Below are 279 nucleotides of genomic sequence, written 5' to 3' on the forward strand. Positions count from 1 at the left end.
ATGGCGTTGACCGGCGAATTGTTGACGATGACCTCATAATGCAGGTGAGGGCCGGTACTGCGGCCCGTATTGCCGGAAAGGGCAATGCGCTCACCCATGTCGACACGCTGGCCCTGGCTCACCATCGGCTGCGAAAGGTGCAGGTAGCGCGTGCGGTAGCCGTTATCATGGCGAATCACGATATAGCGTCCTGCCGCGTGGTGATTGCCCACGCGCTCCACACGTCCATTGGCCGGCGCGATGATCGGCGTGCCGATCGGCATGGCAAAGTCGGTGCCG

Annotated in this window: 1 protein-coding gene; it reads right to left on the minus strand. The window is 62.4% G+C overall.

From position 1 onward, the window contains the following. Positions 1-279 (minus strand): M23 family metallopeptidase (locus tag P8629_RS11710; RefSeq protein WP_278166303.1); only part of this gene is annotated, 279 nt, incomplete at both ends.

Source organism: Hydrogenovibrio sp. 3SP14C1 (genome assembly GCF_029625905.1).
Taxonomy (GTDB): domain Bacteria; phylum Pseudomonadota; class Gammaproteobacteria; order Thiomicrospirales; family Thiomicrospiraceae; genus Hydrogenovibrio.